This window comes from Streptosporangium sp. NPDC002524, assembly GCF_040295985.1.
GTDB lineage: Bacteria > Actinomycetota > Actinomycetes > Streptosporangiales > Streptosporangiaceae > Streptosporangium.
Genome location: NZ_JBEOWK010000008.1, coordinates 193,271 through 218,848 on the forward strand (window position 1 = coordinate 193,271; position 25,578 = coordinate 218,848).

At 73.3% G+C, this 25,578-nt stretch carries 16 protein-coding genes and 1 pseudogene; 5 read left to right on the top strand and 12 right to left on the bottom strand.

The window, feature by feature from the left end; translation table 11 throughout:
• Positions 1 to 31: 31 nt before the first annotated feature.
• Positions 32 to 397 (bottom strand): hypothetical protein, encoded by a 366-nt coding sequence (locus ABT053_RS16270; RefSeq protein WP_350969822.1) that lies wholly within the window; start codon positions 395 to 397, stop codon positions 32 to 34.
• Positions 398 to 1,019: 622 nt separating this feature from the next.
• Here ABT053_RS16270 and ABT053_RS16275 point away from each other — a divergent pair.
• Positions 1,020 to 1,373: a DUF3140 domain-containing protein gene (locus ABT053_RS16275; protein WP_350969823.1), complete on the top strand. Its 354-nt coding sequence runs from the start codon at positions 1,020 to 1,022 to the stop codon at positions 1,371 to 1,373.
• 177 nt (positions 1,374 to 1,550) lie between these two features.
• On the opposite strand, the gene ABT053_RS16280 is transcribed toward ABT053_RS16275, so the two are convergent.
• The 4 genes from ABT053_RS16280 to ABT053_RS16295 all read right to left on the bottom strand — a co-directional run bounded on the left by ABT053_RS16280 (position 1,551) and on the right by ABT053_RS16295 (position 4,326).
• Positions 1,551 to 2,528 carry an NAD-dependent epimerase/dehydratase family protein gene (locus tag ABT053_RS16280; RefSeq protein WP_350969824.1) on the bottom strand — a complete coding sequence of 326 codons (978 nt, stop codon included), beginning with the start codon at positions 2,526 to 2,528 and terminating at the stop codon, positions 1,551 to 1,553.
• 19 nt (positions 2,529 to 2,547) lie between these two features.
• On the bottom strand, positions 2,548 to 2,979 hold the full coding sequence (locus ABT053_RS16285; RefSeq protein WP_350969825.1) for a MarR family winged helix-turn-helix transcriptional regulator: 432 nt from the start codon (positions 2,977 to 2,979) through the stop codon (positions 2,548 to 2,550).
• Between the two features lie 303 nt (positions 2,980 to 3,282).
• The gene (locus ABT053_RS16290) at positions 3,283 to 3,753 is read right to left on the bottom strand and encodes a MarR family winged helix-turn-helix transcriptional regulator (protein WP_350969826.1); all 471 of its coding nucleotides are present in this window, start codon (positions 3,751 to 3,753) and stop codon (positions 3,283 to 3,285) included.
• Between the two features lie 117 nt (positions 3,754 to 3,870).
• Positions 3,871 to 4,326 carry a hypothetical protein gene (locus ABT053_RS16295; protein ID WP_350969827.1) on the bottom strand — a complete coding sequence of 152 codons (456 nt, stop codon included), beginning with the start codon at positions 4,324 to 4,326 and terminating at the stop codon, positions 3,871 to 3,873.
• A gap of 611 nt (positions 4,327 to 4,937) precedes the next feature.
• Between ABT053_RS16295 and ABT053_RS16300 the strand changes: the two genes are divergently transcribed.
• On the top strand, positions 4,938 to 10,436 hold the full coding sequence (locus ABT053_RS16300; RefSeq protein ID WP_350969828.1) for a non-ribosomal peptide synthetase/MFS transporter: 5,499 nt from the start codon (positions 4,938 to 4,940) through the stop codon (positions 10,434 to 10,436).
• 252 nt (positions 10,437 to 10,688) lie between these two features.
• Here ABT053_RS16300 and ABT053_RS16305 read toward each other — a convergent pair whose 3' ends face one another.
• Complete coding sequence (locus tag ABT053_RS16305; RefSeq protein WP_350969829.1) at positions 10,689 to 11,783, bottom strand: GAF domain-containing protein; 1,095 nt, start codon at positions 11,781 to 11,783, stop codon at positions 10,689 to 10,691.
• A 121-nt stretch (positions 11,784 to 11,904) separates the two neighbouring features.
• On the opposite strand from ABT053_RS16305, the pseudogene ABT053_RS16310 reads away from it, so the two are divergent.
• Positions 11,905 to 13,824 (top strand): annotated as a pseudogene (locus ABT053_RS16310) (FAD-dependent oxidoreductase); the annotation flags it as partial.
• Between the two features lie 167 nt (positions 13,825 to 13,991).
• Here the strand turns inward: ABT053_RS16310 and ABT053_RS16315 are convergent.
• Positions 13,992 to 17,288: an AfsR/SARP family transcriptional regulator gene (locus ABT053_RS16315; RefSeq protein ID WP_350969830.1), complete on the bottom strand. Its 3,297-nt coding sequence runs from the start codon at positions 17,286 to 17,288 to the stop codon at positions 13,992 to 13,994.
• A 254-nt stretch (positions 17,289 to 17,542) separates the two neighbouring features.
• Positions 17,543 to 17,845, bottom strand: coding sequence for a hypothetical protein (locus tag ABT053_RS16320; RefSeq protein ID WP_350969831.1), 303 nt, complete (start codon positions 17,843 to 17,845; stop codon positions 17,543 to 17,545).
• Here ABT053_RS16320 and ABT053_RS16325 point away from each other — a divergent pair.
• Positions 17,829 to 19,022 carry an iron-containing redox enzyme family protein gene (locus tag ABT053_RS16325; RefSeq protein ID WP_350969832.1) on the top strand — a complete coding sequence of 398 codons (1,194 nt, stop codon included), beginning with the start codon at positions 17,829 to 17,831 and terminating at the stop codon, positions 19,020 to 19,022. The two genes, ABT053_RS16320 and ABT053_RS16325, sit on opposite strands and share 17 nt — an antisense overlap.
• A gap of 219 nt (positions 19,023 to 19,241) precedes the next feature.
• On the opposite strand, the gene ABT053_RS16330 is transcribed toward ABT053_RS16325, so the two are convergent.
• The 4 genes from ABT053_RS16330 to ABT053_RS16345 all read right to left on the bottom strand — a co-directional run bounded on the left by ABT053_RS16330 (position 19,242) and on the right by ABT053_RS16345 (position 22,598).
• Positions 19,242 to 19,832, bottom strand: a complete 591-nt coding sequence (locus tag ABT053_RS16330) for a hemerythrin domain-containing protein (protein ID WP_350969833.1) — start codon at positions 19,830 to 19,832, stop codon at positions 19,242 to 19,244.
• Between the two features lie 208 nt (positions 19,833 to 20,040).
• Positions 20,041 to 20,475, bottom strand: a complete 435-nt coding sequence (locus tag ABT053_RS16335) for a hypothetical protein (protein ID WP_350969834.1) — start codon at positions 20,473 to 20,475, stop codon at positions 20,041 to 20,043.
• 14 nt (positions 20,476 to 20,489) lie between these two features.
• Positions 20,490 to 21,068, bottom strand: coding sequence for an RNA polymerase sigma factor (locus ABT053_RS16340; protein ID WP_350969835.1), 579 nt, complete (start codon positions 21,066 to 21,068; stop codon positions 20,490 to 20,492).
• Positions 21,069 to 21,134: 66 nt separating this feature from the next.
• Positions 21,135 to 22,598: a S8/S53 family peptidase gene (locus ABT053_RS16345; RefSeq protein ID WP_350969836.1), complete on the bottom strand. Its 1,464-nt coding sequence runs from the start codon at positions 22,596 to 22,598 to the stop codon at positions 21,135 to 21,137.
• Between the two features lie 271 nt (positions 22,599 to 22,869).
• On the opposite strand from ABT053_RS16345, the gene ABT053_RS16350 reads away from it, so the two are divergent.
• Positions 22,870 to 25,524: a CHAT domain-containing protein gene (locus ABT053_RS16350; protein ID WP_350969837.1), complete on the top strand. Its 2,655-nt coding sequence runs from the start codon at positions 22,870 to 22,872 to the stop codon at positions 25,522 to 25,524.
• The last annotated feature ends 54 nt before the right edge of the window (positions 25,525 to 25,578 follow it).

Sequence of the window (25,578 nt, forward strand, 5' to 3'; positions counted from 1 at the left end):
ACGACCACCGGCCCGCGTCGGAACATCTCGACTAGAAGGGGCTGCCGGGCCAGTAGTACTGATTGCCGCGCACGGAGTAGTGCCGGGGGTCGGGCGAGGAGCCGTCCTGGCGGTCGGCCTCGGGTCGTCGCTGCTGGTGATCGGCCTCGGGTCGTCGCTGCTGGCGGTCGGCCTCGGGTCGTTGCTGCCGGCGGCCTGGTGAGGAGCGGTGCTGGTAACGGCTGGGTGAGGAGCGGTGCTGTCGGTGACCGCCGGGGGACGGATCACTCGGAAGTACGGATACCGGAACGGCTTCCTGGGGTGTCGACTTCGCCCCGGCGGGCTGAGCCGGCATCGTCATGGCGACGATGAAGCCGGAGGCCGCCAATGTGCCGATGGTGAGAACGTGCTTGAACATGTCACTCCCTCTCTGATGTTTTCAGTCCGGCATGCCGCCTGGTCCTGAAGGGCGCCAATCCGGTTTTCAGCAATATGCGGGATCGATGTCACACAAAACGCTACTTCAGGGGCATCCGGGCGTTCACCCCGCACAAGACAAAGCCTTGGTCCGGGATCGCCGCCGAAGGGAAAGGTCGAGGTCGTGCCGGAGCGGGAATCGCAGATTCGGCTCTGGCGACAAATTTCATCTTAAATTCTGACATTTAAGAAAATGGTGGCGGAATGGCTTTGGTTGTATGAGATCACTCTGTGGCAGGGCCGTCTTCCCCTCCTTGGAGGACTTTTTCGGAAGGCCCGTCCGAGAGGGTTCTGTTTCGGAGGCCCCGGCCGGTCGGCCGCCGCTGTCCGGACAGCGGCGTGCGCTCGGAGGGCGGCCCCGCCCGAGGGTGGCTCTCATCCGGCTGCGAAGGTCTCTTTCTCCGTCCGTGTCCCGGCTCTCGTGTTAGCGGTGTGGAAGGCGGGGTAGGGCGGGCCGTGCGCCCGTCGCCGCGCGCACTCCCACCCGTGGGAGCTCCGATCCGCCGGTGGCCGGTTCGTGTCCGGGGCGTGGCCGTACCGGCCCGGCATGAGAGGAGAGCACGGTGGCCGACGAATCGGATCTGATCCTCGACCTGGTGTGGCAGGAGTTCCACGAAGTCGTGAACATGACGTCGGAGGAGCTGAGGGCCTTCCTCCTGGCCTCGGCGTCGGCGGCCGGGGGCGACACGGTGAGCCCCGAGGCGGCCATGCCGCCGCTCGGACGCCAGGTGCTCCAGGTTCTCGGCAAGCGGAAGGCCGACCTGACCGCCGACGACGTCGAGACGATGCGGCAGGCCGTCGACCGCGTCGAGGACACACTGGCCGAGGGAGCGGTCGACGATGACGACGACGACCGGCGGCGGGCGCTGCTCGAGGTCGGGCACAACCCGCTGCGGCCGTCACGGCTGGGAGGCTGACCTCGGGCACCGGACCCCAGACTCCGGATCCCGGACCGTGGGCTGTGGCCCGGGGCCGGAAGCCGACGCTCGCGACCCTACGGTCGCCCAACGGCCAGGAGCAGGCGGCCGCGGCCCGGCGGTCGTGGCTCGACGGCCGTCGGACGACCGCCGCGAGCGGGCGGCCGGAAACCGGTCCTAGGCGCCGCGCGCGGACCAGCGGGACAGCAGCTCGGCCTCCCTGTCGGGGGTGATGGTGGTGTCCTTCGAGAAGGACGACTCCGCCTCGCGGATCTCGCGGATCGACCGTCCCAGAGGCCGAGGGTCGAGCCCCGCGGCGCGGGCGGCGGCGGGGTCGGCGGTGTTGACCGACATCCACGGATCGCCCTCCGACCACAGGGGCAGCGACAGCCCGTTCTCGCCCTCGGCGAGCAGGAAGTCCTGCCCGGCCCAGGTCAGGGTCGTCCCCGGCGGCCCGACCTCGGCCGCGATCGCCTCCAGCATGTCGCCGAAGGAGAACGGCGGGGGAGGGCTGACCGTGTGGAAGGTGCCCGGACGCGTCCCCTCGACCATGGAGACGATCCAGGCGGCCAGGTCGCGGGCGTCGATGACCTGGATGGGGTCGTCGGGGTCGCCGGGCGCGAGGACCTCGCCGCCCCGCGCGATCCGGTTGACCCAGTAGGTGAAACGGCCGGTGTGGTCGTGCGGGCCGATGACGTACGTGGGCCGCACGATCAGCGTCGGGAACCCGAACGCCTCCGCCGCCGCCCGCTCGCACAACACCTTCAGCGCCCCGTACGTCTCGCTCGTCACCGTCTCGGGGACCGGCCCGTCGATCTCCGCCAGCGGCGAGTCCTCGGAGAAGCCCGGCGCCTCGGGGGCCCGGTAGACCGCGGTGCTGGAGACGAAGGCGTACTGGCCGGTGGAGAGCGCGCCGGAGAGCGAGGTCACCTGCGACGGCAGGTAGGCGCTGACGTCGATCGTCGCGTCCCACCGCCTGTCGTGCAGGACGGACAGGTCGGCGTCGCGGTCGGCCGTCAGGTGCTCGGCCTCGGGGAACAGCCCGGGGCCCGACCGGCCGCGGTGCAGCAGGGAGACCTCGTGCCCGGCCGCGAGCGCGGCCCCGGTGATGTGCCGGCCGACGAACCGGGTGCCGCCGACGATCAGGATTCGCATACCCGCCATTGTCCCCAACTCAGTGCCCGGCCTCGTCGCCCCTGATGCCGGTGATCAGCCGGATGAGCTCGGCGCGCAGGGCCTCGGGGTCCTCCACGCGGTCGGTGACGATCCTCTCCACGACGTCGCTCGTCATGAGCGCGGTGTACGTCCTCTCGCCGAGCGGGGTGCGGGTGACCACCACGCGGCGCCGGTCGGCCGGGTCGCGTTCCCTGCGGACGTGGCCGTCGCGTTCGAGCCGGTCGAGTACGGGGCGGATCGTCTGTTCCTCCACGTAGGTGCGCGCCGCGAGCCGCCGCTGGGTCTGCGGGCCCTCGCTCAGCGCGTTGAGCGTCATGAAACCCGCGTGGGTGAGGCCGCGCCCGGCGAGCACGGCGTTCCACTCCCGCTCGACCAGGCGCGCGGCGACCAGGAGCAGGCGCCCGGTCGCCCAGGAGGCGTGGTCGTCCATGAGTCTCCATCTGTCGCTGCCCGGATGAAGAGAATCCCACCCGGTGGTGTTCCCCTCGCAGGGGTTCCGATCGCCGGAGCCCGGTGGAGTTCTCTTCGGTGGAGCCCCGCCTGCCGGACTCCCGCCTGCCGGACTTCCGCTCGCCGGACTCCCGTGCCGGGGTCCTGTCCGGTGGGGTCCCGCGTGCCGGGGTTCCGTTCGGTGGAGTCCGTTTCGGTGGTGTCCCGTTCGGTGGAGTCTCGTTCGGAGGGAGACTCCGTTGGAATGGAGACTTTCGTGCACGCTAGCCGTTCTCGTGAGTGTTCAGTGGCCGCCGAACCAGCCGGGGACGTCGAGGCGGAAGACGTCCTCCGGGGTCACGGCGCGCAGGTCGGACTCCAGGGCGCGCAGGCGGTCCTCGCCGAGGGTCCTCGCCCAGCCCGCGCGCAGGTCCTCGAAGATGCGCGCCGACCGTACGAGGCTGTCGACGCCCCGCTCGGTGAGCCGTACGATCTTGCGGCGGGCGTCGCCGGGGTCGGAGCCGCGCTCGACGTAGCCCAGCTGTTCCAGGGTGTCGACCGTCTTGCCCGCCGCCTGTTTGGAAACGCCCAGCCTCCGGCCGAGTTCCACGGCCGTGGTGCCCTCGGGGCCGATCGCCTGCAGGACGAAGCCGTGCATCGGCCGCATGTCGGGGTGCCCCTGGCGGGCGAGCTCCGCGTGGAGGTCGTCGATGAGCACCCGGAAGCCGAGGAAGAGCCGGAGCGGGAGCTCGAAGCCCGGAGGGTCGGCCGTCACGATCGCCTCCCGGCTCGCTGCTTCGACAATGGTGTTGTCGAGCTTAGGGACTGGTGCCTCGCCTTGTCATTCGCGGCGCGGTGGTCGCGTGTCTGCCGGGGAGGCCGCGTGGGGCTCTCACCGCGCGCGGCCGTCGGGGCGGCGCTGGTCCTGGAGCCACTTGTCGGTCTGGCGGGTCGCGTTGGGCTTGCTGGGAGTGCCGGGCGAGCGGCGGGTGGCGCGGGTCTCGGTCACGGTGAAGTCGGCCACCACGTGCCGGTTGTGCAGCAGGAAGCCGACGACGCCCGCGATCGCCTGCACGCTGTCGCCCGCGCGGGCCCGGCCGGTGAGGAGGTAGACCAGCGGCGTGGACGGCTGGTCGAGGGCGAAATGACGGCCGTGGTGGTGCGCGTCCTGGAGCGTTCTGATCGGGATCGGCCGCGAGGTGGTGAACCACGCGGCGACCTCCCAGAAGGGATTCGAGGTGTCGGGGTCGCCGGATTCCTCGTAGCAGGTCGTGCAACCCCGGCGAGCGTCCTGCCCGTGGGGGCACGCCCAGGCGGCGAGGTCGTGCGGCATGCTGCGCTCGGACATGAGCTGACCGTACCTTCCCGTACCGGGCGACCGGCGGTTCCCCCGCTCCCACGCGCCGGGTGCCGTGTTTTCCCCCGCGCCCCACCGGCCGAACACCGGTGTTCCCATCGGCCGCACACCGATGTTCCCACCGGCCGAACATTCGCGTTCCCACCGGCTGAACACCGGTGTTCCTGCCGGTCGAGCACCGGCGTTCCTGCCGGTCGAGCACCGGCGTTCCTGCCGGTCGAGCACCGGCGTTCCCGCCGGCCGCACACCGGCGTTCCCGCCGGCCGCACACCGGCGTTCCTGCCGGTCGAACACCGGCGTTCCCATCGGTGCCGTCGCCGATGAGAACGCCGGCGAGAGCACCGGGAAGAAGGCCGGGGGAAGACCGGGGGAACGCCGGCTCGCGGTGGGGGCCGCCACCTCCTTCCTGTCGCCGGAAGTGGCCAGTGGACCTTGGTGGAGCCGCGGATTCTTTTGGGATACCTTCTTTCCTGTTCCGCGCACATTGGCGTGCGCGTCCGATGGTTTCCGTGGATTCATCGTGAGCGCGCCGCGCCCCCCGCACCCCGGCGCCGCGCTGTCCCGGCGTACCCGTGGAGACGTCGTCACAGGGGGATGAGGCCATGTCCGTCGCCGATCTGTCCGATGCCAGGCGGGATCTGCTCAGGCGCAGGCTCCGGGGCGGGGCCGTCGAAACCGAGCGCCCGGAGATCCCGCGCAGGCCCGAGGGCACGCCTCCGCCGCTCTCCCCGGCCCAGGAGCCCCTGTGGTTCATGGAGCACTTCACGCCGGGCACCTCCACGTACACCCTCCCGGTCGCGGTGCGGCTGCGCGGGCCGCTCGACGTCGACCGGCTGCGCGAGGTGCTGGGCACGCTGACGGAACGGCACGAGAGCCTGCGCCACCGCTTCCCCGCGACGGAGGACGGGCGGCCCGCGGTCCACGTCGTCCCCGCCGCGCCGGTGCCGCTGCGCCTGTCCGAGGCCGCCACGGACGCGCAGGCCGCCGAGCTGATCGGCGCGGAGAGCGCCGAGCCGCTGGACCTGGCCGAGGGGCCGCTGCTGCGCGCCACCCTGATCAGGATCTCCGACGACGAGCACGTCCTGGCGCTGTTCGTGCACCACATCGCCGCGGACGGGCAGTCGACCCAGCTGCTCTTCGCCGACCTCCTCGCGCTGTACCGGGGAGACGCCCCCGCCGCGCCCGCCGTCCGGTACGGGGACTTCGCGCTCTGGCAGCGCGAGCGGCCTTTCGAGCGCGAGCTGGCCTTCTGGCGGAAGGAGCTGGCCGGGCTGCCCCGCGCCGAGCTGCCCTCGGACCGGCCGCGCCCGCCCCGGCTCACCGTCGACGGCGCCTCCCACGTCCACCGGCTCGACCCCGAGCTGGTCACCGCCCTGACCGGTCTGGGCACGGAGCGCGGCGCGACCCGCTTCATGACCCTGCTCGCCGCCTTCCAGGTGCTGCTCGCCCGCTACAGCGGCCGGGACGACCTCGCCGTCGGCACGCCGGTCGCCGGGCGGACCAGGGACGGGCTGGACGACGTCGTCGGCATGTTCGTCAACACCCTCGTGCTGCGCGCCCGTCTCGACGGCGACCCGGGCTTCGCCGACCTCGTCACCCGCACCCGGGACGTGGTCGTCGACGCCCTCGACCACCAGGAGCTGCCCTTCACGCGGCTGGTCGACGCGCTCGACGTGCCCCGCGACCCGAGCAGGCAGCCGCTGGCCGACGCGCTCTTCTCCATGCACGACTTCGCCGTCGCCGCGGACGCCGCCGGGGACCTGGCGGCCGAGGACTTCACGATGGCGCCGGGCTCGTCGCGCTACGACATCGAGCTCTATCTGGTCCCCGCCGCCGACGGCGGCATGACCGCCACCTTCACCTACCGGACCGCGCTGTTCGACGCCGCGACCGTCGAGCGCATGGCCGGGCACCTGGAGAACCTCCTGCGGGACGCCGTCGCCAGGCCCGGCGTCCCGGTGAGCGAGCTGGAGCTGCTGGGGGAGGCCGAGCGCCGTCTCCTCACCGAGGAGTGGAACGCCACGGCGGCCGACTTCCCCTCCGGCGCGACGCTGCACGGGCTCGTCGAGGCCCAGGTGGCGCGGAGCCCCGAGGCTCCCGCGGTCACGTTCGGGGGCGCGTCGCTGACCTACCGGGAGCTCGACGAGCGGGCCGCCTCGGTGGCCCGCGTGCTGCGCGGCTCGGGGGTGGGGCCGGGGTCGCTGGTCGCGGTCTGCGCGGAGCGGTCGGCGGAGCTGGTGACCGGGCTGCTGGGCGTGCTCAAGACGGGGGCGGCCTACGTGCCGCTCGACCCCGACTATCCCGCCGACCGGCTCGCCTTCATGCTCTCCGACGCGGGCGCCGCCGTGGCGCTCACCCAGCGGCACCTGGCGGACCGGCTGGCCGGGCACGGCGCCACCGTCCTCGCCTTGGACGACCCCGCCGTCTGGGCGGCCTCCGGGGAGCCCGAGGCCGTCCCGGCGAGTGCGGGCGAGCTGGATGCGGCGGGTACGAGCGAGCCGGGCGCGGCGGGTGCGGGCGAGCTGGATGCGGCCGGTGCGGGCGAGCTGGATGCGGCCGGTGCGGGCGAGCCGGATGCGGCCGGTGCGGCCGCGTACATGATCTATACCTCCGGGTCGACGGGCAGGCCGAAGGGTGTGCCGAACAGCCATCGCGGCATCGTCAACCGTCTCGACTGGATGCAGAGGCGCTACGGCCTGACGCCGGACGACGTCGTCCTGCAGAAGACGCCCGCCGGGTTCGACGTGTCGGTCTGGGAGTTCTTCTGGCCTCTCATGACGGGCGCCAGGATGGTGCTGGCCGAGCCAGGCGGGCACCGCGACCCGGCCTACCTGCGCGACCTGGTCGCCTCGGAGGGCGTCACCACGACGCACTTCGTCCCCTCGATGCTCGGGATCTTCCTGGCTGAGGACGGCGTACGGGACCTGACCTCGCTGCGGCGCGTCATCTGCAGCGGGGAGGAGCTCCCGGTCGACCTGGCGCTGCGCTGCCTCGCGACCCTGCCGGGCGCCGAGCTGCACAACCTCTACGGCCCCACCGAGGCCGCCATCGACGTCTCCTCCTGGCACTGCACCGCCGAGGCGCTCGCGGGCCGGACGAGCGTGCCGATCGGCGCGCCGATCCAGAACATCACGCTGCACGTGCTCGGCCCGCACCGCCGCCCGGTGCCGGTGGGCGTACCCGGCGAGCTGCACATCGGCGGGGTCGGCGTCGCCCTCGGCTACCACCGGCGGCCCGAGCTCACCGCCGAGCGGTTCTTCGCCCTCGGCGACGACCGCGTCTACCGGACCGGCGACGCGGCCCGGTGGCTGCCCGACGGCACGATCGAGTTCCTCGGCCGCCTCGACGACCAGGTCAAGCTGCACGGCCTGCGCATCGAGCTGGGGGAGATCGAGGCGGCGCTGCGGGAGCGCGCGGGGGTGCGCGACGCCGCGGTGATCGTCAGGGAGGACGTGCCGGGGGACCGGCGGCTCGTCGCGTACCTCGTCGCGGACGAGCCGCCGGAGACCGCGCGGGTGCGGGTCGCCCTCGGCGGCACGCTGCCCGACTACATGGTCCCCTCGATGTTCGTCACCCTGGACGAGCTGCCGCTCACGCCTAACGGCAAGCTGGACCGCAAGGCCCTGCCCGCCCCGGAGAAGCCGGACGCCGCCGAGTACGTCGAGCCGGAGAACGACGCCGAGCGGGCGATCGCCGCCGTCTGGGAGCAGGTGCTCTCGGTGGAGCGCGTCGGCGCGCACGACGACTTCTTCGACCTGGGCGGCAACTCGCTGCTCGCCATCCAGGTCGTGGCCAAGCTGCGCAGGGCCCTGCCCGAGGGCAGCCTGCAGGTCGGCCTGGTGGACCTGTTCTCCTTCCGTACGGTGCGGGAGCTGGCCGGGTTCGTCGGCGGCCCCGGCGGCGGAGGGGTCCGCCCGCTGCTCCAGCGGCTCACTCCCCGCCGCACGGTGACGCGCAGCTACGTCTGCGTCCCGTACGGCTCGGGCAGCGCGATCGTCTACCAGCCGCTCGCCGACGCGCTCCCCGCGGACCAGGCGCTCTACGCCGTCGCGATCCCGGGCAACGACGTCGGGCTGGACGAGGAGCCCGAGGACTTCGACGAGGTCGCCAGGCGCTGCACCGAGGAGATCCTGCGGACCGTCGAGGGCCCGGTCGTGATCTACGGTCACTGCGGGGTCGGCGCGGGCCTCGCCACCGAGCTGGCCAGGCGCGTGGAGGCGGCCGGACGCGAGGTCGAGGCCGTCTACATCGGGGCTATCTTCCCCTTCGCCCGTCCCCGCGGCCTGATGCGCGCCCTGTCGCGCATCGGGGAGTTCGAGAGCCTGCGCCGCAGCCAGGGCGACATCAACTGGCTCAAGGCGCGGGGCGTCGACCTGGAGGAACTCGACCCGGGGGTGGCCGACCGGATCGTCCGCACGATGCGCCACGACGGCAAGGCGGCCGAGAAGTACTTCACCGACCTGTTCGACACCCCCGACCGCGTGCGGCTGCGCGCCCCGGTCGTCTCGGTGATCGGCGAACGCGACCCGGCGACCGACTTCTACGAGGAGCGGTTCAAGGAGTGGCACTTCATCGCCGACACCGCGGCCCTGGTCGTCCTCGACGAGGGCGGGCACTTCTTCCTGCGCTACCGGGCCGAGGAGCTGGCCGGGATCCTGCAGGTCCACGACCGGCTGGACGCGCCCCCGGAACGCGGGCCCGACGACACCTGGTGGGTGCACGGGGTCGCCAGGACGTCGGACCCGAAGGCCGCGAAGGAGACCGTGCAGCCGAGCATGGCGCGTTTCCTCACCTTCTCCGCGGGCCAGCAGATATCCATGATCGGCTCCGCGCTCGTCGGGTGGGCGCTGCCGCTCACGGTGCTGGTCGACTCGGGCTCGGTGACACAGTTCTCGATCCTGGCCGTGCTCAACCTCGCGGGGCTGCTGATCTCGCCGCTCGCCGGTGCGATCGTGGACCGGGGCGACCGGCGCAGGGTGATCCTGCTGGCCGACTGCGCCTCGGCCGCCATCCAGGCGGTGCTCGCCGGGATCATCCTGTTCGGTGATCTCCAGCTCTGGCAGATCTACCTGCTGGTCATCTCGCTGTCGGTCGCGAGCAGCTTCCAGCGGCTGGCGTACAACTCCGCGGTCCCGCAGCTCGTCCCCAAGCACTATCTCGGCCACGCGATCGGGGTCACCCAGATGGCGGGCGGCGTGGCGCAGCTGGTCGTGCCCCTGATCGCCGCCGGTCTGCTGGCCTGGATCGGGCTGGGCGGCATCGTCGCCATCGACGTGGTCAGCTACGTCTTCGCGATCGCCGTCGTGCTCCTCGTCCGCTTCCCCGACACGCTGCCGTGGCGGCCGAGGGAGCCGCTGACCACCGAGATCGCCAAGGGGTTCAGCTACACCTGGAACGAGCGGGGCCTGCGCTCGATGCTCGTCTTCTTCGCGGTGCTCAACATCTTCCTGTCGCCGCTCATGCTGCTGGTGTCCCCGCTGGTGCTCTCCTTCGCGACCCTCGCCGACGTGAGCCGCGTCTCGGTGGTGAGCGGCCTCGGCGTGCTGCTCGGCGGGCTCACCATGGCACTGTGGGGCGGGCCGCCCAAGCGGCGCTTCCGGGGGGTCCTGATCGCGACGCTGGCCATGGCCGCGGGGAGCGTGGTCGTCGGCTTCAGCCCGTCGCTGGTGACGATCGGGATCGGCGCGTTCGCGCTGACCTTCTTCCTCACCGTGATGAACTCGATCTACACCACGATCGTCCAGATCAAGGTGCCGTACCGCTACCACGGCCGGGTCTTCGCGCTGAACACCCTGGTCGCCTGGTCGACCCTGCCGATCGGCATGGGGCTGGTGGCCCCGCTGGGGGCCGCCCTGCTCGACCCGCTGCTCGTCCCCGGCGGCCCGCTCGCCTCGACGGTCGGCGCGGTGATCGGGGTGGGACCCGGCCGGGGCATCGGGCTGCTCTACCTGGTCTGCGCCCTCGGGATGGCGCTGGTCGTCGCCGGGTCGCTGCGGGTCAGGAGGCTGGTGCGGCTCGACACCGAGATGCCCGACGCCCTCCCCGACGACCAGGTGGGACTGGAGGCGATCGAGGCCCGCCGCGTCAAGGTGGACGCCTGACCGCACTCCCCGACGGCTCGTCCGCACCGCTTCCTCCGGTTCTTCTGGAAGCGGCGCGGGTGGTCGGGGTCTCTCGGCCGGGCCGGGCGGGAGTGATACGAGCGGTCAGGGCCGGATCGGGCGGGAGCGGGTACGGGCGTCGGTGACGGGTCAGGCGGGAGCGGTGGGCGGTCAGGGCCGGGTCGGGGGAGCGATAGGGGCGGTCAGGGTCTTTCGGGCCGGGCCGGAGCGGGTACGGGCGTGGGGGGCGGGTCAGGGGCGGTCGAGGTAGGCGTTCAGGCCGCCGAGGTCCTTGTTGGCGATGAACACCGCGGCCACGAAGAGGGCCTCCTCCGCGTGCGTGGTGCAGGCCCACGCCGAGTCGCCCCAGCCGTCGGCGATCTTGAGTTCGGCGGGTTCGGCGCACTGCCGTCCCGAGCCGCCGAGCTGGCACAGCGCGGGGTGGCCCGTCTCGCGTTCCTCGGAGGCGACCTGGCGCAGCCGCTCGGCGAGCGCGGCGGTCACGGTGCCGCGATCGTCGGCCTCCTCGCGGAGCAGCCGCTCGGCGCGTATGGCGTGGATGGTCGCCAGGCGCAGGTCCAGGTGCCGGGCGACCAGCGCGGCGAGCCCGGTCAGCACCGCCGTCTGCGTGGCGGTGACCTCGCGCGGGCGCCGGTCGATGACGTTCACGGTGCCCAGCCGATGCCCCCCGGCGGTGACGATCGGGGCGGCCGCGTAGAACCGCAGCCCCAGCTCCCCGCGGACCAGCGGGTGGTCCAGGGTACGCGGGTCGGCCCCGGCGTCCTCCACGACGTACGGGCCGTCGGCCAGCACCGCCGAGACGCACAGGCCGGGCTCGACGCCGACCTCCGCCACCCCGTCCAGCCCGTGGGTGGCGGCGAACCACACCCGGTCGACGTCGACGACGCTGACCGTGGCGATGGGCGCCTCGAACACGGTCGCGGCCAGCTTGGCGATCTCGTCGAAGGTGCCGTCCGAGGGGGCGTCGAGGATCTCGTACCGCCGCAGCGCGGCCAGCCGCCTGCTCTCGGTGTCGTCCGCGTGGGCCGGTCGTCCGGCTGCGGTGCCGTCCGTGCGAGGCGGTTGTCCGGTTCCGGTGTCACCTGCGTGGGCCGGTCGTCCGGCTGGGGCGTCGCTTGCGTGGGCCGGTCGTCCGGTCGCGGTGTCGTCGGCGCGGGCCGGTCGCGCGGTGTCCGTTTCGCCTCCGGGGGTGGGCGTGACCGGGGGCGGTCCGCCGCTCGCGACGGTGGGCGGGTCGGCGGGCGCCGACGCGGATGGAGAGGCAGACACCAGGACCGCTTCCGGTAGGGGGACGGGCGGGAACCGCGGGACGTCGGAGTTCTCCATGGCATGACCGTAAACGGTCTTGTCAAACATCCCGAATCGGTGTCGTGACAGTGCCCCCGGGGCGGAGGCAGGCCGCTGACAGCGATCTGGCAGCGTCGCCCGCGACGCTCGCCTCCTCACCAACGAGGAGGCAACGATGATCCAGAACCAGGTGCTCGTCGTCGGCGCGGGACCGACCGGGCTCACGCTCGCCGTCGACCTGGCCCGGCGCGGGGTGGACGTCAGGATCGTGGAGAGGTCACCCGAACCTCCCACGGGGTCGCGCGGAAAGGGCATCCAGCCGCGTACGCAGGAGGTCTTCGACGATCTCGGCGTCATCGGGGAGGTCCTCGCCACCGGCGAGGTCTACCCGGCCATGCGCGCGTACCGGGGGGACCAGGTGGTCTGGGAGGGCCGCATGCACGAGATCAGGGAACCGGACGCCGAGGTGCCGTACCCCATGGTCCTCATGCAGCCGCAGTGGCGGGTCGAGCGGATCCTGCGCGACCGGCTCGCCGAGCTGGGGAGGCGGGTCGAGTTCGGTGTCGAGGTGACGGGGTTCGAGCAGGACGGCGACGGGGTCACGGTCACCCTCACCGGACCGGGACTCGGATCCGGGACCGGTTCCGGTTCCGGGTCGGGGGGTGGCTTCGGGAGTGGTTCCGGCCCGGGGCCGGTCGCCGGATCCGATCATGGGATCGGGGGCGGAGGGGACGGAGGGGGTGGAGGGCACAGGGTCGAGCGGGTGCGGTGTGCCTATCTCGTCGGCGCGGACGGCGGGCGCAGCTTCGTACGTCGGCATCTGCCCATCGGTTTCGAGGGTGAGACGTTCGAGACCGAACGCATGCTCATCGGCGACGTCAGGACCCCCGACCTCGACCGCGAGTACTGGCACGTCTGGGCCGACACGGCCACCGGCACGATGCGCGTCGCGCTGTGCCCGCTCCCGGGCACCGACGTCTTCCAGTTCACCGCGCCGATCACCGGCGAGACGCCCGAGCTGTCCCCCGAGTCCTTCCAGAAGATCTTCGACGAGGGGTCGGGGCGGACGGACGTCCGTTTCACCGCCGTCTCCTGGATGTCGCTCTACCGGGTGAACATCCGCATGGCGGAACGATTCCGCGCGGGCCGCGTCCTCCTCGCGGGGGACGCCGCGCACGTGCACTCCCCGGCGGGCGGCCAGGGCCTCAACACCGGTGTGCAGGACGCCTACAACCTGGGCTGGAAGCTCGCGGCGGTCCTCGGCGGCGCTCCCGGACGGCTGCTCGACACCTACGAGGAGGAACGGCTCCCGGTGGCGGCGGACGTGCTCGGCATCAGTACCAGGCTCCACCGCCGCGCGGGGGCGGGGGAACGGGACGCGCACGTCCGGGACGAGGAGACACAACAGCTCCTGCTCGGCTACCGGGACGGCTCGCTGGCCGTCGGCGAGCGCGGCGGCGAACGCGTCCCGGACGCCGCACTGGGCACGGGACCGCGTCCGGGCGGCGTCTCGGATGCGGGGCCGCGTCCGGGCGGCGTCTCGGATGCGGGGCCGCGTCCGGGTGGCGTCTCGGATGCGGGGCCGCGTCCAGGTGGCGCGCCGGGTACAGGGACGCGTCCGGGCGAGGTCTCGACGGGGCCGCGTCCCGGCGGCGTCTCGGGTGCGGGGGCGCCTTCGGACGTCGTTCCGGGCGAGGATGTCTCCGGCGTGACACCGGGTACGGGGACGCGCCCGGAGACCGGGACTCCCGCCGGACGCCTCTTCGACGTGCTGCGGGGGCCCCACTTCACCCTCCTGGCCGTCGGTACGGCCCATGCCGCGCTCGTCGAGGAGGTCAACGCGGCGTACGGGCCCGAGGTGCGCGCGTACACCGTGCTCCACGGGGACGAGCCGGGCGAGCCGGACGAGCTGGACGGCCTGCTCGACGTCGACGGCCGGATCCACCGTCACTACGGGCCGGGCCTGGTGCTCGTCCGCCCCGACGGCTACGTCGGCTACCACGGTGGCGAGGACGGTCTCAAGGACTACCTGGCGGGCGTCGTCACGACGGCCCGCGGCCGGGCGCTGACGTCACCGTAGGGGGCCTGCCCTAGCACAGATGTCGCCATAGGGGCCGCGTCCGAGTACAGATGTCGCCGCAGGGCTCCGCGCCCGAGCGTCGATGTCGTCGTGAGCATCGATGTCGTCGTGGCGGCCCGCGATCGGACGCCGACGTCACCGTGACGGCCTACGGCCGGGCGTCGACGTCATCGCGGCACGTGGCCGAGTCCCTCCAGGGCGAACGACTCGGGGTCGCACAGGGTGGCGCCGCGGGCGTGTGCCGCACGGCGGAGGTCCTCGCCGAGGACCTCCGCGGCGCGGGCGGCCAGTGCGCGGACGGCGGGGTCGGCCGTCCGGTCGATCCGGTCGATTCCGCGAAGCGTGAGCGCCGCCCCGAGGAGGACGGACGCGCTCTCCAGGTCGCCGGTCGAGGCGTGCCATTCGGCGACCTCCTCCAGGACCGACGCGCGTACCGTCTCGTCGCCGCTCGGGGCGACCGACTCCAGCGCGCGGCGCAGCGGGGAGCGGGCGGCGTCCGGCTCGCCGCGTGCCCGGTGCACCCGGGCGATCTCCACGTTGATCAGCGCCACCAGCTGCGGGGAGGCCGTGGGCCGGCCTCGCAGCAGGCCCAGCGCCTCGCCGAGCAGGGACCCGGCCCGCTCGGTGTCTTCCCGCCGCAGGGCCAGCTCCCCCTGGACGTGCCGGACGCGGGCGGTAGCGACCGGGTCCCCGGCGCGGCTCACCGTCGCCTCCGCCCGAGCCAGCTCCGCCTCTGCCCCGGCGAGGTCTCCCGCCCGGAAACGGAGCCGGCAGAGGCGCACCTGCACCATGATCGGCCCGGGGACCGCCTCCAGGCCGCCGATCTCCGTCGCCGGTGTCACCGCCTCCTCCAGCAGCGACAGGGCACCGGCCGTGTCGCCGCGGTTCTCCGCCACCAGCGACAGCCAGTAGAAGGCCATCGACAACCCCCAGCGGTCACCTGTCAGGCGGTAGTCGTCCACCGCGGGCCGCAGCAGCTCCTCGGCCCGTGCCGCCCCCGCCCGCCCGTACTCGAACTCGACGATCCCGCCCATCAGCCGCGCGGTCGCCCTCATCCACGGGTCGGGGTGGCCGCCGAACCTCCCGACCGCGGCCATCGCCCGCCCGTGCGCCTCCGCCGTCCCGGCCGTGTAGCCGTTCACGATCGCCCACGACCCCAGGGCCGCGGGGTGGTCCGCCCCCCGCAACGTCTCCAGGGCACGCGACCGCGCGCCCGTCACCGGGGTGCCGGTGGGAGCGGCCAGTACGCACAGCGCGTGCGCCAGTCCCCGTCCGGGGGGCGGCTCGTCGCCGACGGCCGCCAGCACCGCCGACGCCCAGGCCCCGGCCTCCCCGCGTCCGCCCCGCATCATCCAGTACCACAGCCTGGCCACGATCATCCGCAGGGCCGAGTCGCCGTCACCCGACGAGATCGCGTGGTCGAGCGCGGCGTCCAGGTCGCCCTGCGCGGCGTCGAGGACCGCGAGCCCGCGCAGCTGGTCGCCGGTCCGCAGCGACGGCTCCTCCGCCTCGGCCAGCTCGACGAAGTAACGGAGGTGCCCGTCCCTCGACCGGCCGGTCTCGCCCGCCTCCTCCAGCTTCTCCGCGGCGTACCGGCGCAGCGTCTCCAGCAGGCGGTAGCGGACCTCCCCGCCCGCCCGGGGTGCCGCCACCACCGCGACCAGGGATCTGTCGACGAGCGACGCGACCACGTCCACGCCGTACCCGCAGACCCGCTCCACGGCCTCCACGGTCGCGCCGCCGGAGAACACCGACATGCGGCGCAGGAGCGTACGCTCGTCGGGACCCAGCAGGTCCCAGCTCCAGTCGATCACCGCCCGCAGCGTGCGGTGCCTCGGTTGCGCCGTACGGCTCCCGCGAAACGCGAGCCGGTCCCCGATCATGTCGGCGAGCTGCCCGACGCCGAGGGAACGCAGCCGGGCCGCCGCCAGCTCGATCGCGAGCGGGATGCCGTCGAGCTCCCTGCACACCCGTACGACATCGGCGACCGTGTCACCGTCGACGCGCAGGCCCGGTAGCGCCGCGGCCGCGCGGTCCCCGAAGAGCGCCACCGCCGGGCACGCCAGCGCCTCCTCCGGCCCCGCGTCCGGCGCGGGCAGACCGAGGGGGAGCACCGGGTGGAGGCTCTCCCCGGTGATGTCCAGGGGCTCCCGGCTCGTGGCGAGGATCCGCAGCCCGCCGGAGGCGGCGAGCAGCCGGTCGGCGACCCGTGCGGCCTCGTCGATCACGTGCTCGCAGTTGTCCAGCACCAGCACCGGGGCCCTGCCGCGAAGCGCCGAGGCGAGCCGTTCCAGCGAGCCGTGGTCACCCTGGACGTCCGCGGAGGCGGCCTCACCGGGCACACCCCCGGGATCCGCCCCGGTCCAGGGCGCGGCGGGGCGGTCCGCGAGCAGGCCGCTCCCGCTCAGGGTGGCCTGCACGGCCGCCGCCACCCCGGACGGATGCGAGAGCGGGGCCAGCTCCACCAGCCAGACCCCGTCCGGCACGTCGAGGGACGCGGCGGTCTCGATCGCCAGCCTGGTCTTCCCCACCCCGCCGGGCCCGGTGAGGGTGACGAGCCGGGCGGTCCCGAGCAGCTCCCCGAGCCGGGCCAGCTCCGCCCGCCTGCCGACGAAGCTCGTCAACCGCGCGGGCAGGTTCTCCCGAGGCCCGGCGCGCTCCTCGTGTTCCCTGGGTTCCCCGTGTTCCCCGGGTTCTGCTCGCTCCCGGCGTTCCGTGCGGTCCCCCGCAGCCGCGCGTGGAGATCCGCCGCGCAGGGCGGTCAGGTGCGCGTCGCGCAGTTCGGGGCCGGGGTCCATGCCGAGCTCCTCGGCGAGACGCAGCCTGATCCGTTCGTACGCCGCCAGTGCCTCCGTGCGGCGCCCTTCGGCGAGCAGTGCCAGTACGAGCCGGGCGTGGAAGGGCTCGCCCAGCGGGTGCGCCGCGACCACCTCCTCCAGCTCCGCCACCGGGCCGCGTCCCAGGGCGAGGTCGGCGTCGAAGCGGGCCCGCAGCGCCGACAGGCGCAGCTCCTCCAGGCGGGTGGCGGGGGCGGCGGCGAAGGGCAGGGCGGACGCGTCGGCGAGGGCCGGACCACGCCAGAGGGACAGCGCCTCGCGCAGCAGCGAGCCCGCCGAGGCGGGGTCTCCCGAGGCGGCACGGCCCTCGGCGGCCAGCCGCTCGAAGACCCAGGCGTCGACCGCCTCGCGCGGCAGGTCGAGGAGGTAACCGGCGGGGTGGGACGCGACCGCGCCGGGCAGCCGGCGGCGGAGCCTGGAGACCAGCGACTGCAACGCGTTCGCCGGGTGATCGGGCGGGCCCTCCGGCCACAGGTCGTCGATCAGCCGCTCGGCGGTGACCACGCGCCCGGGGTCGAGGGCGAGCCTGACCAGCAGGACCCGCAGCCGCGCGCCGTGGATCTCCGTGCCGTGCTCGTGCGGCGGCCCGCCGTCCACGCGCAGCGGCCCCAGGATCCCGACTCTCATCAGGAACCCATTCTCCTCTCGTACGGGAACGCCGGGCGCGACCCCGGCCCCGGGCACGCCGTACCGGCCCGAGCCGGACGGCTGGGGTCCTGTCACGGCTACTGGAACATCAACATATTTCGTTGTTTCTGCAGTTCATCGGGAGGAAGAAGTGATCTTGAGGGCGTTTCGAGGGCTCCGGGGCGGGCATCGGACCGGTCTGGGGGTCATCGAACGGGGGGACGCATGACGCGCGGGTTCGACGCGTCCGCTCACTACGGGCGGCGCATCGCCGACGTCCACGACGACGGTGTCACGGTGAAGGGCCGCCCCGAGGCCGCGAGCGGGCCCCCGGCGCTTCCCGGCTTCCCCGCGCCTTCGTCGTCCTCGTCGTCTTCGTTGTCCTCATCGTCCCGGTCGTCTTCGTCGCCTCGGTCGCCCCGGTCGTCCCCATCGTCCCCATCGTCTTCGTCGTCCCCGTCGTCCTCGTCGCGTTCGAACCGGGACGTCCCGAGCCCGCAGGGTTCACGGGTTCCCGGCAGGGCTCCGGCGCTGCCCGCCGTGCGCGGCCCGATCACCTCCCTGCTCTTCGAACGGCTGGTACGCCCGCCACACCGCTTCGGCCTCCTCTCGCTCCCGCTCCTGTCGTTCCCGGCGCGTTTCGCGGGCCCGGTCCTCGTGGACGAGGACGTGCAGCTGGCCCTCTTCGTCTGCTACGAGCTGCACTACCAGGGCTTCGACGGCGTGGACGACCGGTGGGAGTGGAACCCCTCCCTGCTGGAGGTACGGGAGATCCTGGAGGCGCGGTTCGAGGAAGGGCTGGCGCGGGCCGTGCAGTACCCGCCCGGTTCACGCCCCGAGCAGACGCGCCAGGCCCTGGCCGAGCTGGTCGCCGCCGCCGTCGACGGGCCCGACCTGGCGGGGTTCCTCCGGCGGCAGGCCGACCTGGAGCAGTTCCGCGAGTTCGTCGCGCACCGGTCGATCCACCACCTCAGGGAGGCCGGCCCGCACACCTTGGCGACTCCCCGGCTGAGCGGTCGTCCCACGGCCGCGCTGGTGGAGATCCAGGCGGACGCGTACGGCGGGCGGGCCGGGCGGACGCGCTCGGAGCTGTTCCGGGCCACCATGCGCGGGCTGGGCATGGACGACTCCTACGGCGCCTATCTCGACCGGGTCCCGGCGATCACGCTGGCCGTCTCCAACGCCATGTCGCTGTTCGGGCTGCACCGGCGCCACCTCGGGGCGCTGCTGGGCCACCTGGCGGCGTTCGAGATGACCTCCTCGGCGTCCAGCCACCTGTACTCCCTGGGGCTGCGCAGGCTGGGCGGCGACGAGACGGCGAGGCGTTTCTACGACGAACAGGCACGCGCCGACACCGTGCACGAGCAGGTGCGTACCGACACCGTGCACGAGCCGACATGGACCGACCCCGTGCACGAGCAGGTGCGTACCGACACCGTGCACGAGCCGACATGGACCGACCCCGTGCACGAGCAGGTGCGTACCGACACCGTGCACGAGGTCGGTACTGACGCCATGCATGAGCAGGTGCGTACTGACGCCGTGCATGAGCGGATCACCGCCGACGACATGTGCGGTGCGTTCGCGGCGCGGTATCCCTCGCGGGCCGGTGACGTCCTGTACGGGGCGGCCTGCGCCCTGGCCCTGGACCGGCTCTTCGCCGAGCACGTCATGAGTCACTGGCGGCGCGGCGCCTCCTCGCTGAGGGAGGCGGGCGCGGCGACGAGGCCGTGACCGAGACCTCACTCCGGCCTCGACCCCCGCCCCGCCTCGCTACCCGGCCTCGTTACCCGGTCGCGCCCCGGTCTCGTCCTTTTCCCCGCTACCCGGCTTCGCCCTCGCTCTCGTTCCCGTTACCCGACCTCGATCCCCGGTCTCGCCCCCACCGACCAGCCTCACCCCCGCCCCCCGCGACCGGCCGTCACCGACAAGAGCGGCGGGGAGACACGTACCTCAGCCGACCTGCCCCCGCATGGCCTGGCGGATCACGTCGCGCGTCCGGTCCACGATCGCGAGGGGCGGCCCGAACAGCAGGTTCATGACCACCGACTCCGTACCCGGGTGCGGGTGGGTCGGGGCCAGCGCCTCGGCCGCCTTCACCCCGGCCGCCATCGCCCGGCGCTCGGCCACGCTCGTCCGGGCGCGCAACTGGGCGAACTCGTAGCGCTCCTCGGCACGGGTGTGGGCCAGCACCGCCGCCCGCAGCATCTGGAGGTGCCCGGAGAAGCCGGGATGGTCGGTGCCCAGCTTCTCCAGGTCGGCGAGCATCTGCTTCACCTCCCTCTCCTCCGCGAGGCGTTCGTCGACCACCTCGTCCCCGTCCTCGATCTTGAGGCGCGCGTAGGGGTGCACGACCTCCTCCTCGGCGGTCTCGTGCACCGCCAGCATCCGTACGAGGCGCTCGAAGGCATCGGCCCGCTGTGCCCCGGTGCGGGATTCCTCGACCTCGTCGAACAGATCCCTGATCATCGCGTGCTGGCGCACCAGCAGGTCCACGACGTCGTTCTCACCCATCAGCTCGGGCACGGTCTGGCGGTCACTCATGAATCCCCCTGTCGTCTACAGGTTCGGGTACCCCCACCTGGGCACCGAAACCCGAGGCCCCTCGTGGGACGCGGACGCGGCGGTGTCACGGGCGCGTACGCCGGGAGCCGCGCCCGTCACACGGACATCCCACGAGCGCACGCACCCCGGACCCCGCGACCGCGACCTGGGCGACCCGGGCGCGCCGGGCGCGCCCGGTGAGCCGCCGTCAGACGGTGATCCACTCGGTGACGACCGTCGCGTCCCCGAGGCGGCAGCGGAGGCTGAACGGCCCGGCGGGAACCTCGTCGTAGATGAACCTGCCCAGGTCGTCGGCCGTCAGCGTGACCGGACGACCCCCCAGGACCTCGACCTCCACGGGGCGCGGCGGCATCAGCTGGCCCACCACCCGCCCGCCGGTCGCGGTCACGGTGACCTCCAGGTCGACGGTGAGCCCCACGCCCTGGAAGGTCAGCACGCGCGGCTGCCTCTCGCCCCGCACCTGCGAGGACCCGCTCAGGGAGTCGAAGACCAGCTCGGCCAGCTCCGCGTCGAGCGTGCGCAGCGTGTAGGCCTCGACCGCGGCCTGCATGAGATGCGAGGGGACGGGATCGAACAGCTCGACGGCGCGGCGCAGCTCCGTCTCCAGCTCGTCGTCGCTCATCGGGAACCCCGCGCTCATTGGAAACCCCGCCTGCCCAGAAGGACGCGCAGCCGCCGCAGACAGCGCTGCCTGATCGGCCCGATGCTCCCGACGGCGATGCCGAGCGTCGCCGACACCTCCTGGTAGCTGAACGGCGGTGACGCCGTGAGCAGGCGCAGCAGCCGCTGGCAGCTCTCACCGAGCTCCTGGAAGGCCTGCCAGGTCGCCCGAGCCCGCTCCCGCTCCCTCGCGGCGTCCTCCGAGTCGATCACCGCCTGCTCCGGGGTGCGGTCGTCGGCGGCGCGGTCGAACATCTCCGGGTCGCCGCTCGGCGAGACCCGCCGGGCGGCCCTGATCACCTTGACGCACTCGTTGCGCGCCGTGCTGGCCAGCCACGCGCCGACCTTGTCCGGCTCGCGGATCCGCGTGAGGTTCTGCGCGAGCCGGAACCAGGTCGTCTGGTAGACCTCCTGCGCGTCCGCGTCCCTCAGCCCGTGGGCGCGCACGACGGACCACACGAGGGGGCTGAGACCTTCCACCAGTGATTTCCACGCCGCTGCGTCGTCGGTGTCCACCGCGGCGCGGAAGAGGATGCCGATCGAGTCTCGGTCCACGGTGACGTCCCCTTGCTTTCGGGACTGTCATCGTACGCCGGAGGGCCGATCCGCCCGCAGTGGTTTTCAGCGCGTGGCCGGAACACTTCGCACGCTCGCCGGAGTCCAGGTGGGGGGGATGAGGACCGGGCCGGGGACGCGCTGTATGCCGACGGAGGTCTCGTCCAGAAGCTTTCTGACGGCGTCCCGGGAACAGGTCCCCTTGTTCCGCATCATGTAGTCGGCGATCATGCCGACCACCAGGGGCGTGGAGAAGGAGGTGCCGCTCCACTCCGCCAGGCCGTCGAACATGACGCGTTCGGGCAGGGCGGCCGGTGACGACGGTGACGACGACGACTTCTTGTTCTCGGTGAGCTCACCCCGGTGCGGGGGGAACTGGCAGGTGCAGTCGTACTCCTGGTCGTACCGGCACTCGGAGAAGGTGGAGTGCTGGTAGTCGTACGCCGCGGGAGTGGGGTCCACCGCGGTGAAGGCGTTCACCAGCCGCTCACCGGGCGCGTACGTCGTCACCCACGGCCCGTGGTTGCTGAAGCAGGCGCGGTCCTCGCCGTCCTTCCTCAGCGCCCCCACCGACACGACGACGCCGGCGTAGTCGGGGTGGTCGGCGTAGGCCGCGGGCCAGAACCTGATGTCATTGCCGTTGTTGCCCGCGGCCGCCACGAGCAGCGTCTCGGTGTGGGCCTTCAACGCGTCCATGAAGCCTTCGAGCCCCATGAGCGTCTGCTCGCACGTGCTCGCCGTCCCCGCGGACAGGCTGATGATGTCGGGCCACCTGCCCGTCTTCGGCATCCCGCCGAGCAGCTTGTCACCCAGGTCCTTCTCGCAGATGGCACCCGCGTTGACGAGCGTCCCGTGCACCGTGATGTCGGCGCCGGGCGCGACGACACCGACCAGCCCGGCGATGAAGGTGCCGTGCCCGACGTACTGCTTGAGGATGCCCTCCCTGTCGAACTCGACCTCCTTGCCGTACCCCTCGACGCGGTGCATCCACGGGTGTGACCTGTAGTTCTCCACCAGCCCGGTGTCGACCACGAGGACGGAGACCGGCACGTCCGGTTCGCCGGAGAACTCGGCCACCGACGGGTTGGGCGGCATGTGCCGGGGCACCGGCACCGGCTCGTCGCCGGGGCAGCAGTTCACCGCGATGGACACGATGTGGTTCCTGGACACCATGCGACGGCTGTTGTCACGCTCCAGGCCCTCGACGGCCCTCAGAGCGTCGGACACGTCCTTGTCGCCGGAGCGCTCCCTCCTGTCCGGTTCGCCGACCCGGATCCTGAACACGCCGCCCGGGTTGTCGTCCCGTTCCACCCTCACGTTCTCGGCCTGGTAGTCGTCGCCGCGATCCCGGACGAACGCGTCCCTGACCACCGAGGCGACCTCGTCGGCGTCCTCCGCGCGGGCGAGGACGTAACCCTTCTGGTAGAGGAACATGCGCTCGGTGCCCTCGAAGCCCGCCGCGAGCACGACGTCGTCCCCCATGGCGTCCTGGATCTGGTCGAACTGTTCCTGGAACCTGTCTGGTGCCATATCCGCCGTCCTTGTCTTGGAGATGCCCCGAGCCTTGAAGGTGCCCCGAGTCTTGGAAAGTCCTGGGTCTTGGAGATGCCCTGAGTCTTGGAAAAGTCCTGGGTCTTGGGAAGTCCTGACGTCGCCACGGGTTAAGAGTCGCTCGACGCCCCACTGATACACCCCCCGGGCGGGTCCCGTGGCGGGAACGGGAGGCCGGAGCCGGACGGGGGCGTCCTCGGAGGGCTCCACGGCATGGACGCCCTGAACACACCACGTCTAACATCGATCCGTGACCGGGGGAAGCTCGCGGATCCCGCCGCCCGCGGGAGACCCGCTCTCCCTGCTGCCCCTGGTGTTCGCCCGCCCCGCGGACGCGCTGGCCGGAGCGCGGGCCGTGCTGTCGGGGCCGCCGGGGCCACCGGGGCAGTCGGGCGCACCCTCCCCGCACGACGCCTCCGTCGCCCACCAGGTGATCGGCATCTGGCACCGCGACTTCGGTGACCTCATGGTGGCGATCGGCCACCTCCGGCAGGCCCGCGCCCTCGCGGCCAGGTCCGGTTCGCCCAACCGGGAGGCCGACGTGCTGGCCACCCTGGGCGCCGCCCTCATCCACGCGGGCCGCACCAGGCAGGGGATGGCGGCGCTGGAGGCGGCCGTCGAGAGGGGCAGCGGGGTCACCGGCGCCCGCGTGCTGTTCCGCCGGGGCTACGCCTGGTGGGTCCTCGGCGGGCACCGCGAGGCGCTCGACGACCTGCGGCGGGCCATTCCCACCCTGCGCCGCGCCCAGGACACGATCTGGACCGCGCGGGCGCTCACGCTCAGGGCGACCGTCCACCTGGCCATGGGCGCCGTCGAACGGGCCGAGGCCGACTTCGTCGCCGCCGAGCAGCTGTGGGAGACCACCGACCAGGAGCACGACAAGGCCGACGCCGTGGAGAGCCGCGGGCTGGCGGCGTTCAGGTCCGGCGACCTCCCCGCGGCGCTGCGTCTCTTCGACGAGGCCGCGAGCCGCTACGAGGCCCTGGGCACGCCCATGTTCGTGCTGCACATCCGGCGGTGCGGGGTGCTCCTGGCGGCCGGGCTGGCGCGCGAGGCGCTGGAGGAGGCCGACGCCGCCACGGAACAGCTGAACCGCATGGGAGGGCAGACGACCCGCAGCGCCGAACTCCTCCTGATCGCCGCGCGGGCCGCGATCGCGGCGGGCGAGCCGGACGCGGCGATCGCCCGCGCGAGCACGGCCATCCGGCTGTTCTCCAGCCAGCGCCGCGACTGGTGGCAGGCCCACGCCCGGCTGGTGCTGGTCCAGGCCAGGTTCGCGGCGGGAAAGGTCTCCGGCCGCTCGGTGCGCGACGCCGCCGAGGTCGCGGTACGGCTGGCGGAGCTGCGCTCCCCCGAGGCGGTCCAGGCCTCGCTGCTGGCCGGGCGCACCGCCCTCGCGCTCGGCTGGGAGGCCGACGCGGAACGACACCTCGCCGCCGCGGCCAGGACCAGGGGCCGCGGGCCCGCGTTCGCCCGCGTGGACGGCTGGGTGGCGCAGGCGCTCAGGGCCGCCGCGGCGGGACGCACGCGCGGCGTGCTGGACGCCTGCCGCAGGGGGCTCGACCTGCTGGACGAGCACCGGATGACGCTGGGCGCCTCCGAGCTGCGGGCGCGGGCCAGCGCGCAGGGGGCGGAGCTGGCCGTGCTCGCGCAGCGGGCGACCCTCGCCGGGGGGAGCCCCCGCAGGTTCCTCGGCTGGAGCGAGCGCTGGCGGGCCACCGCGCTCGCGGTCCCGCCGACCCGGCCCCCGGACGACCCCGAGCTGCTGCGCGACGTGACGGCCTTCCGCGAGATCAGCAGCCGGGTCGACACGGCGAGGCCGGGAGGCGTGCCGGTCCCCGCGCTCGAACGCGAGCAGCGGCGGCTGGAGAGGGCGATCCGGGCCCGGACGCTCCGCACCCGCAGCGCGGGCGGCTTCGACGGGCACCGCTTCGACGCGGGCCCCCTGCTCGACGGGCTCGGCGACGGGTGGCTGATCGAGATCGTCGCCGTCGACGGCGAGCTGCACGTCCTGCTCTGCGGCCGGGGCCGGGTGCGCAGGTTCGCCGCGGGACGGCTGGCCGACGCGGCGATCGACGCCGACCACGCCCGCGCGGGCCTCGGGCGGATCGCGTACGGGGGCTCTGAGGGCCGGTTGCCCGTCCTGGAGGCGGGCGGGCGCCGCCTCCAGGAGACGCTGCTCGGCCCCGCCGTGCGCCACCTCGGGGACGGCCCCGTGGTCGTCGTACCACCGGGCAGGCTGCACGGCGTTCCCTGGGCGCTGCTGCCGGCGCTGGGCGAGCGGGTGCTGAGCGTGTCGCCGTCCGCGAGCGCCTGGCTCCGCGCCCGGCGGATCGAGCCGTCGCCGTCGAACGAGCGGGTCGTGCTGGTCAGGGGGCCGGGGCTGGCGACGGGCGGCGCCGAGGTCCCGCTGCTGGCCGCGCGGTACGGGGAGGCGACCGTGCTGGGGTCGGGCACCGCGGTCGCCCCGGCCGTGCTCGCGGCGCTCGACGGCAGCAGGCTCGCCCACATCGCCGCGCACGGCACCTTCCGCTCCGACAGCCCGATGTTCTCCTCCCTGAGGATGGACGACGGCCCGCTCACGGTGCACGACTTCGAACGGCTGCGCAGTGCCCCGTACCGGATCGTCCTGTCCAGCTGCGACTCCGGCAGGCTGCAGCCGGTCGGCGCGAACGAGCTGCTCGGCCTCGCCGCGGCGCTGCTGCCGCTGGGCACGGCCGGGATCGTGGCGAGTTCGGTGCCCGTCGACGACGAGGCGGTGGTGCCGCTGATGCTCGCCCTGCACGAGGGGCTGCGACGCGGCCTGAGCATGGCCGAGGCCCTGCGCGACGCCAGGCTGGCGATGCCCGGCGACGCCCTCAACCGCGCCACCGGCTGGTCCTTCTCCGCCATCGGCGGAGCCTGACGTCTCCGGCCGGGAGAACCCGGTGCTCTTGGCCGGAGGAGCCTTTGTGGCCGG